The sequence below is a fragment of the Kitasatospora sp. NPDC057223 genome (assembly GCF_042669755.1).
GTDB lineage: Bacteria > Actinomycetota > Actinomycetes > Streptomycetales > Streptomycetaceae > Kitasatospora.
Genome location: NZ_JBHUWW010000223.1, coordinates 1 through 7762, shown reverse-complemented (window position 1 = coordinate 7762; position 7762 = coordinate 1). Strand labels below are relative to the sequence as shown.

Sequence of the window (7762 nt, the reverse complement as noted above, 5' to 3'; positions counted from 1 at the left end):
GGGACACCCCGGGGGTGTTGTCCACGAAATTGGTGATCAGCCAGTTCAGGTTCTGTGCGGCCTGGCTCATCTGACTCAACTCAACGCTCCTGGTGGTCTGCGCCGTTGCCGAAGCTCACGTTGCGGCCGGCCTCGTTGCCGTCCGTCGTCCGGGACCCGAAACTATCGAATCCGGGCTGCTGAGCACCATGGCCCGGGGCCGCCGGGTTGCCCGGGGCGCCCGTCTGCTCGGCTCCGGCCCGCCGGCCCTGCTGGATGCCGCGCCGCAGGTTGGTGAGCCTGCCGCGCACCTCCTCGGGGGCACGGGACACCTGGGGGCCGGTCAGCGGGGCCTGCTCGGCGGTACCGGAGACCAGGTTGGCCTGCGGCGTGCGCCGGGGGAGCCCGGAGAGCGTGATGCCGCCGGTCGAGGGCTCGCGGACCTGCTCGGCCCGGCGCCAGCGCTCGTCGTTCGCGGACGGGCGCCACGGAGCGTCGCCCGGACCGCCGGGCTGGCCCGGCTGGCCCTGCTGCTGGCCCTGGGGCCGCCCCGGCGCGGGCTGCTGGCCCTGCTGCGGCTGCCCCTGCTGGGGCTGGCCCTGCTGCGGCCGGTTCTGGTACGGCGACTGGGACTGCGGCTGCGGCTGCTCGGCCCGGCCGTCGAAGCCGGGTGCGCTGGTGCCGGGCCGCTGGGGCTGGTACGTCCTGGTCCGGGCCTGCTGGTCGCCGGCGGCCTGCGCCGCCCGGCCGTCCTCGCGGAACCACCGGGAGTCGCTCTGCCCGGCAGGAGCACCGGGGCGCTCCTGCGCGGCACCCGAAGGTGCGGTCGGCAGCGCCATCGGCTCCGGCCGGAACTGCTCCTGGCGGGGCTGTTCCTGGCGGGCCGGCTCCTGGCGGACGGGCTCCGGGCGGGCCGGGCCCGGCACGCTCGGCAGCACCGGCTCGACCAGTCCGAGGCCGAGCGGGTCGCGCGGGTCGATCTCACTGGCCTCGAAACGCGGACGGGCGAACTGCGCGGTGGTCTCCGCCGCGGACTCGGCCGGCACCGGCGCGGCCTGCGGGGACTGCGCCCCCTGCGGCTGCGGACGCTGCGGCAGGGCCTGGCCGGGCCTGCGGCCGGCCTCCGGGCCGGGGCCCGCGGGCTGCGGCTGGCGACGGGCGGGCCCGTCCTGCGGTCCGTCCGGGCGGCCGCCGCGGGTGGGCTGGTCGGCCCAGCCGTGCTGCGGCTGCTCGGCGGGGCGGGGACGCTCCTGGCCGGGACGCTCCTGTGCGGGGCGCTCCTGCGTGGGGCGCTCCTGGCCGGGGCGACGGCCGGGGGCCGCACCCTGCTCCGGCTGCTGGCCGCGGCGGGGCAGCGGCGCACCGGGGCGGCCGGGGCCGCCCTGCTGCGGCGGTCCCTGACGGCCGGCGCCGCCCTGCTGGGCGAACATGTTCTGCTGGGGCGCACCCTGCTGGGGGCCCTGCGGGTTGTCGCGCAGCGCCTGGCCGGCCTGCCGGGTCGGCAGGCCGCCGGCCGGGGCACCCGGACGGTTGCCGGGGCCGCCGGGGCCGCCCTGGCCGAGCTGCGGACGGCCGGCGGGAGCGCCGCCCGGACCGGCGGGGGCGCCGCCGGCCGGACCCTGCGGGAGGGCTGCGGCCGGGCCGCCGGGCATCTGGCGCTGCTGGCGCGGGGTCGGACCGACGCCGCGCGGCTGCTTGCCGGGCGCGCCGCCGGCGCGGCCGGGGCCCCGACGGTCGGCGGAGTTGGTGACGTCCACCGGGAGCATGACCAGTGCGGTCGTGCCGCCGGAGTCGCTGGGGCGGAGCTGGATCCGGATGCCGTGTCGCAGGGACAGGCGGCCGACCACGAACAGGCCCATCCGGCGGGACACCGAGACGTCCACCACCGGGGGGTTGGCGAGGCGCTCGTTGATGTCCGCGAGGTCGTCGGGGCTGAGGCCGATGCCGGTGTCGTGGATCTCGATCAGCACCCGGCCGTCGGGCAGGGCGTGGCCGGTGACCCGCACGCGGGTCTGCGGGCTGGAGAACGAGGTGGCGTTCTCCAGCAGCTCGGCGAGCAGGTGGACGAGGTCGTTGACGACCCGGCCGGCGACCTCGGCGGAGGGCACCGAGGCGAGTTCGATGCGCTCGTACTGCTCCACCTCGGAGGCGGCGGCGCGCAGCACGTCGACCAGCGGGACGGGCCTGGTCCAACGGCGGCCCGGGTCCTCGCCCGCGAGGACGAGGAGGTTCTCGCCGTTGCGGCGCATGCGGGTCGCGAGGTGGTCGAGCTTGAAGAGGCTGGCGAGCTGGTCCGGGTCCGCCTCGCGGCTCTCCAGCTCGGAGATGAGCGACAGCTGGCGCTGGATGAGGCCCTGGCTGCGGCGCGAGAGGTTGGTGAACATCGCGTTGATGTTGCCTCGCAGCAGTGCCTGCTCGGCGGCGAGGCGGACGGCCTCGCTGTGCACCATGTCGAACGCGTGGGCCACGTGGCCGATCTCGTCCGCGGAGTCGACGCCGACCGGTTCGACGGTGATGTCGATGTCGTGCGGGTCGCTCTCGGAGAGCGTCTTGACCAGCTCGGGCAGGCGGCGTTCGGCGACGTCCTCGGCCGCGGTCTGCAGCCGGGTCAGCGAGCGCACCATCGAGCGGGCGATGACGAAGGCGCCGCCGATCGCGACGAGCAGCATGAGCGCGACCAGCGCACCGGTGATGAGCGCCTCGGTGTCGGCCGCGGCCTGCAGCTCCTGCGACTTGCCGTCGAGGTTCTCGATCAGCCGGCTCTCGATGCGGCGCTGCTGCGTCATCTTGGTGGTCGACGCGTCGTACCACTCCTTGTAGCTGATGTTCTCGGTCTGCCGGATGCCGCTCTGCTGCAGCACCGAGTGCGAGTAGCGGTCGGCGTCGGCGATGATCGAGTTGTAGCTGAGCTGGCCGCGCAGGCTGTCCAGGTCGTGCGAGGTGTAGATGCTGTTGAAGTTGCCGAGCGCGTTGTCGTACGCGTTGCGCAGCCGGATACCGAAGGACTCGTCGCTGAGGCTGAGGTTGGGGCCGGCCTTGTTGGCGAGCGCGGCGCTGATCAGCGCGCGCTGCTGCGAGGTGATGTCCTTCGCCAGCGAGAACTGCTGCAGGGCGCGGGTGGCGCGGACGAGCTCGCTGTTGTTGGAGCCGAGCGCGATGTCCTGCGTGATGGACAGCAGGTCCTTGATGATCACGTCGTAGGCCGTGACGGTGGCCTGGATGTTCTGGTCGTTCGTGTAGGCGTCGCGGCGCGCCTCGGCGACCGAGTTGACGTCCTTGCGGACCTGCAGCAGCAGGGCCTTTCCGCCGGCGAGTTCCAGGTTCTCGAACTTGTCGGCGGACGCGATGAAGATCTTGCTGAGGTCGTCGGTGTTCTTGCGCGAGGCGGTGACCTCGTCGTCCGCGGCGCCGCCGTGCGTCAGCGGGCCGGCGCTGCGGTCGCGCTCGGTCTGCAGGGCGTCGGCGAGGTTGGTGGCCTTCTTCGCCAGGTCGCTCAGGTTGGCCATCTGGGCGAGCTGCTGGGAGGCCTGCATGGCGGTCTGGATACGCAGGCCACCGAGCACCAGGGCCACGATGACGGGCAGCAGCAGCAGGGCGATGAGGCGGGTCCGGATGCGCCAGTTGCGCATCGCGAGCCGGCTCATACCGGTGGCACGGCGCCGGGTCAGGGTTCGGAGCTTCGCCCGCTTGGACGTTCGCTCGTCCTGCTCGACGGTGTCTGCACTGCCCGGCTCTGCCTGGCCACCGGCTGCCCGGTCGCCCGGACCACCGCTGGCCACTGCCTGGTCGGGGGTTGTTGCGGGCTCTCGCGACTCGGGGTCGCCCGCGGCGCCGCTACCCCTTTTGAAACGTCCCTGCACTGGCGTCGCAACCTCTGGACCGGGCGTCCCGCCGCGTTGCCGCGGCCTGGACGGTGTCGAGTTTCCATCCGCACCCCGGCCGGTCCGGGAGAGCGGGTCTACCGGGGTGGACGGGTCCTTTCCCACGGTCCGTGGCATTCCAGCACAGCGGGGGAAGTCCAACAAGGGGCGCTGTGGAGCGTCACCCGGTACTACTCAGTGCGCGCAGCACTTCACGGACTGTGCGGCATTGGGACCGGAATACGGCCTTTTTCGGACACTCGCCGGATACATGCCAAGCCGGGCATAGATCAACAGGAGTTACATGCCTTCCCGTTTGCCCGGTATGAGCAATATGTCGGAATATCGCGTTGGGCCGATATGCCCGATCCGGGGGAATTAATCTTCAATTTGTGAGCAAAATCACAGGTCAATGTGTAGCTTTGGTCACGGCGACTGTGGAAAGAGATCCCTAATGTGGCTGAGTCACCTGCGGGGCCCATTCGCCTGCCCGCAGCCTGCCCAAGAAGTCCGCGGTCGATGCCTCCGCACCGGCCCTCCCGATCCCAAGGTGTGAAGCGATGTCCCAGCCGGCCAACTCCGCCACCACGTCCCCGCTCGTAGGCCGTTCGACGGCGAACCCGCGCCGGACGACGCTGGCCTCGGTCGCCGACTTCGCGCAGCTGCCGGGCGCGCGCAAGCCCGAGGACATCACCACCTACGGCACCGCACTCCCGTCCAGCACCGCCAACCCGCGCCGGACGGTGCTGATGGTCGCGCCGGTCGCCGCGCAGGGCTGACGGCCACCGGAGGGCGTCGCGGCTGCGGCCGCGGCGCCCTCCCGCGCGTCCGGGGTGCCCGAAGGCACCGGCCGGACCGGTCCTAACGGGGCATAGCGGGCGCCCCGGGGTCCACGCGATAGCCTGGGAGGCGATCGAGCGGGGCCGCGTCGGGCCGAGCGCCCCGCCAGCGCCCGGGCGCGCCCCGGGCGGCCGACGAAGCGAGGGGTACCCCAGCCGTGCGCATTGCCAGGTTTTCCGTCCGGGAAGGGAGCCCTGCCGCCGGCAGCGTTTCCTTCGGCGTGGTCGAGGGTGACGTCTCCCAACCCGATTCCCTGGTCGTCCACGCGCTGGCCGGACACCCCTTCGGGCCGCCCCAGCTGACCGGTGAGATCTACCGCATGCAGGACGTGCGACTGCTCACCCCGATGCTGCCCAACAAGATCGTCGCGGTCGGGCGCAACTACGCGGCGCACGCCGCCGAGCTGGGCAACGTCGTCCCCGACGTCCCGCTGACGTTCTTCAAGCCGTCCACCGCGGTGATCGGCCCGACCGAGGCGATCGCGTACCCGCCGTTCTCCTCCGACGTCCAGCACGAGGCCGAACTCGCCGTCGTGATCGGCCGGATGTGCCGCGAGGTCCCGATCGACCGGGTGCCCGAGGTGATCCTCGGCTACACCTGCGCCAACGACGTGACGGCCCGGGACGTCCAGCAGCGCGAGGGCCAGTGGGCGCGCGCCAAGGGCTTCGACACCTCCTGCCCGCTCGGCCCGTGGATCGAGACCGAACTCGACCCGGCCGACCTGGCCGTCACCTGCACCGTGAACGGCGAACTGCGCCAGACGGGGCGGACGTCCCTGATGGTCCGCTCGATCGCCGAGCTGATCGTCCACATCTCCGAGGCCATGACCCTGCTCCCGGGCGACGTCATCCTCACCGGCACCCCCGCCGGGGTCGGCCCCATCAACGTCGGCGACGAGGTCGCCGTCTCCATCGAAGGCATCGGCACTCTCACCAATAAGGTGATCAAGCGTGGCTAACGCATCCGCAGAGCTGGACCCGGCCGTCCGGGTCCGCTTCTGTCCGTCCCCGACCGGGAACCCGCACGTCGGCCTGGTCCGCACCGCTCTCTTCAACTGGGCCTTCGCCCGCCACCACGGCGGCACGCTGGTCTTCCGGATCGAGGACACCGACGCGGCCCGCGACTCCGAGGACTCCTACAACCAGCTGCTCGACGCCATGCGCTGGCTCGGCTTCGACTGGGACGAGGGCCCCGAGGTCGGCGGCCCGCACGAGCCGTACCGCCAGTCGCAGCGGATGGACATCTACGCGGACGTCGCCCGCCGCCTGCACGAGGCCGGCCACGCGTACGAGTGCTACTGCAACACCGAGGAGCTGGACGCCCGCCGCGAGGCGGCCCGCGCCGCCGGGAGGCCGTCCGGGTACGACGGCCACTGCCGGAATCTGACGGCCGATCAGGTCGCCGTGTACCGCCAGGAGGGGCGCCTGCCGATCCTGCGGTTCAGGATGCCCGAGAACACCATCGTCTTCGACGACCTGGTCCGCGGCACGCTCAGCTTCGAGCCCGAGAACGTGCCGGACTACGGCATCGTCCGGGCCAACGGCGCACCGCTCTACACCCTGGTCAACCCGGTGGACGACGCCCTGATGGGCATCACCCACGTGCTGCGCGGCGAGGACCTGCTGTCCTCCACCCCGCGCCAGGTCGCGCTGTACGCGGCCCTCGCCGAGATCGGCGTCGGCGACGGCGGCACCCCGCGCTTCGGCCACCTCCCGTACGTCATGGGGGAGGGCAACAAGAAGCTCTCCAAGCGTGACCCGCAGGCCTCGCTGAACCTCTACCGCGAGCGCGGCTTCCTCCCCGAGGGGCTGCTCAACTACCTGGCCCTGCTGGGCTGGTCGCTCTCCGCGGACGACGACCACTTCTCGATGGACGAGCTGGTGGCCGCCTTCGACATCTCGAAGGTGAACGCCAACCCGGCCCGCTTCGACCTGAAGAAGTGCGAGGCGATCAACGCCCGCCACCTGCGCGAGCTGGCACCGGAGGAGTTCGTCCGCAGGCTGGTGCCGTACCTGCAGGCCCCCGGCCTGCTGCCGGCCGAGCCGACCGCCGGGCAGCTCGACCTGCTGGCCAAGGTGGCGCCGCTGACCCAGGAGCGGATGGTCGTCCTCAGCGAGATCGTCAACATGGCGGGCTTCCTGTTCGTGGCACCGGCCGACTTCGCGCTGGACCCGGAGGACGCGGCCAAGGTGCTCACCGCGGACGCCCGCCCGGTGCTGGAGGCCAGCATCAAGGCCCTGGAGGCACTCGGGGACTTCACCCCCGAGCCGATCCAGGCGGCGCTGCGCGAGGCGCTGGTGGAGGGTCTGGGCATCAAGCCCAAGTTCGCCTTCACGCCGCTGCGGGTGGCCGTCACCGGCCGGCGGGTCTCCCCGCCGCTCTTCGAGTCGATGGAGCTGCTCGGCCGCGCCGAGACGCTGCGCCGGCTGGCCGGCGCCCTGGAGGCGGCCCCGGCGGCCTGAGGCCGCTGCGCGCGGGTTGCGGGCCTGGTCAACGACCGGGCCCGCGGCCTGCGGGCACTGCCTGCGGTTATCGATTTTGGAGCGGCGCCCGGCATCGGGTAATGTTCTTTCTGCGCCGCCCGGAAGGGAAGGGCGAGGGACCAGAAACCTCGTCAGTACCGACCGCAGGCGCAACGCCGAGCAAGACCCCGCAGGGGTTGAACTCAGGTGGGGTATGGTGTAATTGGCAGCACGAGTGATTCTGGTTCATTTAGTCTAGGTTCGAGTCCTGGTACCCCAGCGCAGTACGGCACCACCCAGCAGTACACGCCCCCGTTGTGTAGCGGCCTAGCACGCTGCCCTCTCACGGCAGTAGCGCCGGTTCGAATCCGGTCGGGGGTACCAGAGCAGGAAGGCCGATGGGCTCGCCCCATCGGCTGAATGCTTTGTTGGGGTATGGTGTAATTGGCAGCACGAGTGATTCTGGTTCATTTAGTCTAGGTTCGAGTCCTGGTACCCCAGCCAGAAGTAGAGAAAATAATTGAGCCCCGGTCTCCGGGGCTTTTTTGTATTTCCGGACGCTTTTACCGGAAGTGGCCTGTCTATTATAATATTCACCGTGCGGTTGTGACTGTCTTGTAT

At 71.5% G+C, this 7762-nt stretch carries 4 protein-coding genes, 3 tRNA genes and 1 pseudogene; 6 read left to right on the top strand and 2 right to left on the bottom strand.

Annotated features, from left to right (window positions below):
• Together ACFUK0_RS38705 and ACFUK0_RS38700 are read right to left on the bottom strand one after the other, a co-directional pair.
• A pseudogene (locus tag ACFUK0_RS38705) lies at positions 1–70 on the bottom strand (roadblock/LC7 domain-containing protein); the annotation flags it as partial.
• Between the two features lie 10 nt (positions 71–80).
• The gene (locus tag ACFUK0_RS38700; protein ID WP_380258515.1) at positions 81–3608 is read right to left on the bottom strand and encodes a nitrate- and nitrite sensing domain-containing protein; all 3528 of its coding nucleotides are present in this window, start codon (positions 3606–3608) and stop codon (positions 81–83) included.
• 791 nt (positions 3609–4399) lie between these two features.
• Between ACFUK0_RS38700 and ACFUK0_RS38695 the strand changes: the two genes are divergently transcribed.
• The 6 genes from ACFUK0_RS38695 (at position 4400) to ACFUK0_RS38670 (ending at position 7645) form a co-directional block, all read left to right on the top strand.
• Positions 4400–4618, top strand: a complete 219-nt coding sequence (locus ACFUK0_RS38695; protein ID WP_380258513.1) for a hypothetical protein — start codon at positions 4400–4402, stop codon at positions 4616–4618.
• A 218-nt stretch (positions 4619–4836) separates the two neighbouring features.
• A complete protein-coding gene (locus tag ACFUK0_RS38690; RefSeq protein WP_380258511.1) occupies positions 4837–5637 on the top strand; it encodes a fumarylacetoacetate hydrolase family protein in 801 nt (266 codons plus the stop codon).
• Entirely contained in the window at positions 5630–7141 is a 1512-nt protein-coding gene (gene gltX / locus ACFUK0_RS38685) for a glutamate--tRNA ligase (protein WP_380258509.1), read from the top strand. Before ACFUK0_RS38690 ends, gltX begins: the two co-directional genes overlap by 8 nt.
• A gap of 208 nt (positions 7142–7349) precedes the next feature.
• Positions 7350–7421, top strand: a tRNA-Gln gene (locus ACFUK0_RS38680).
• A 28-nt stretch (positions 7422–7449) separates the two neighbouring features.
• Positions 7450–7525, top strand: a tRNA-Glu gene (locus tag ACFUK0_RS38675).
• 45 nt (positions 7526–7570) lie between these two features.
• Positions 7571–7645, top strand: a tRNA-Gln gene (locus ACFUK0_RS38670).
• Positions 7646–7762 lie beyond the last annotated feature (117 nt).

Coding starts and splice junctions, on each gene's coding strand:
- ACFUK0_RS38695 (WP_380258513.1), top strand. CDS start 4,400: ATGTCCCAGCCGGCCAACTCCGCCACCACGTCCCCGCTCGTAGGCCGT.
- ACFUK0_RS38700 (WP_380258515.1), bottom strand. CDS start 3,608: ATGCGCAACTGGCGCATCCGGACCCGCCTCATCGCCCTGCTGCTGCTG.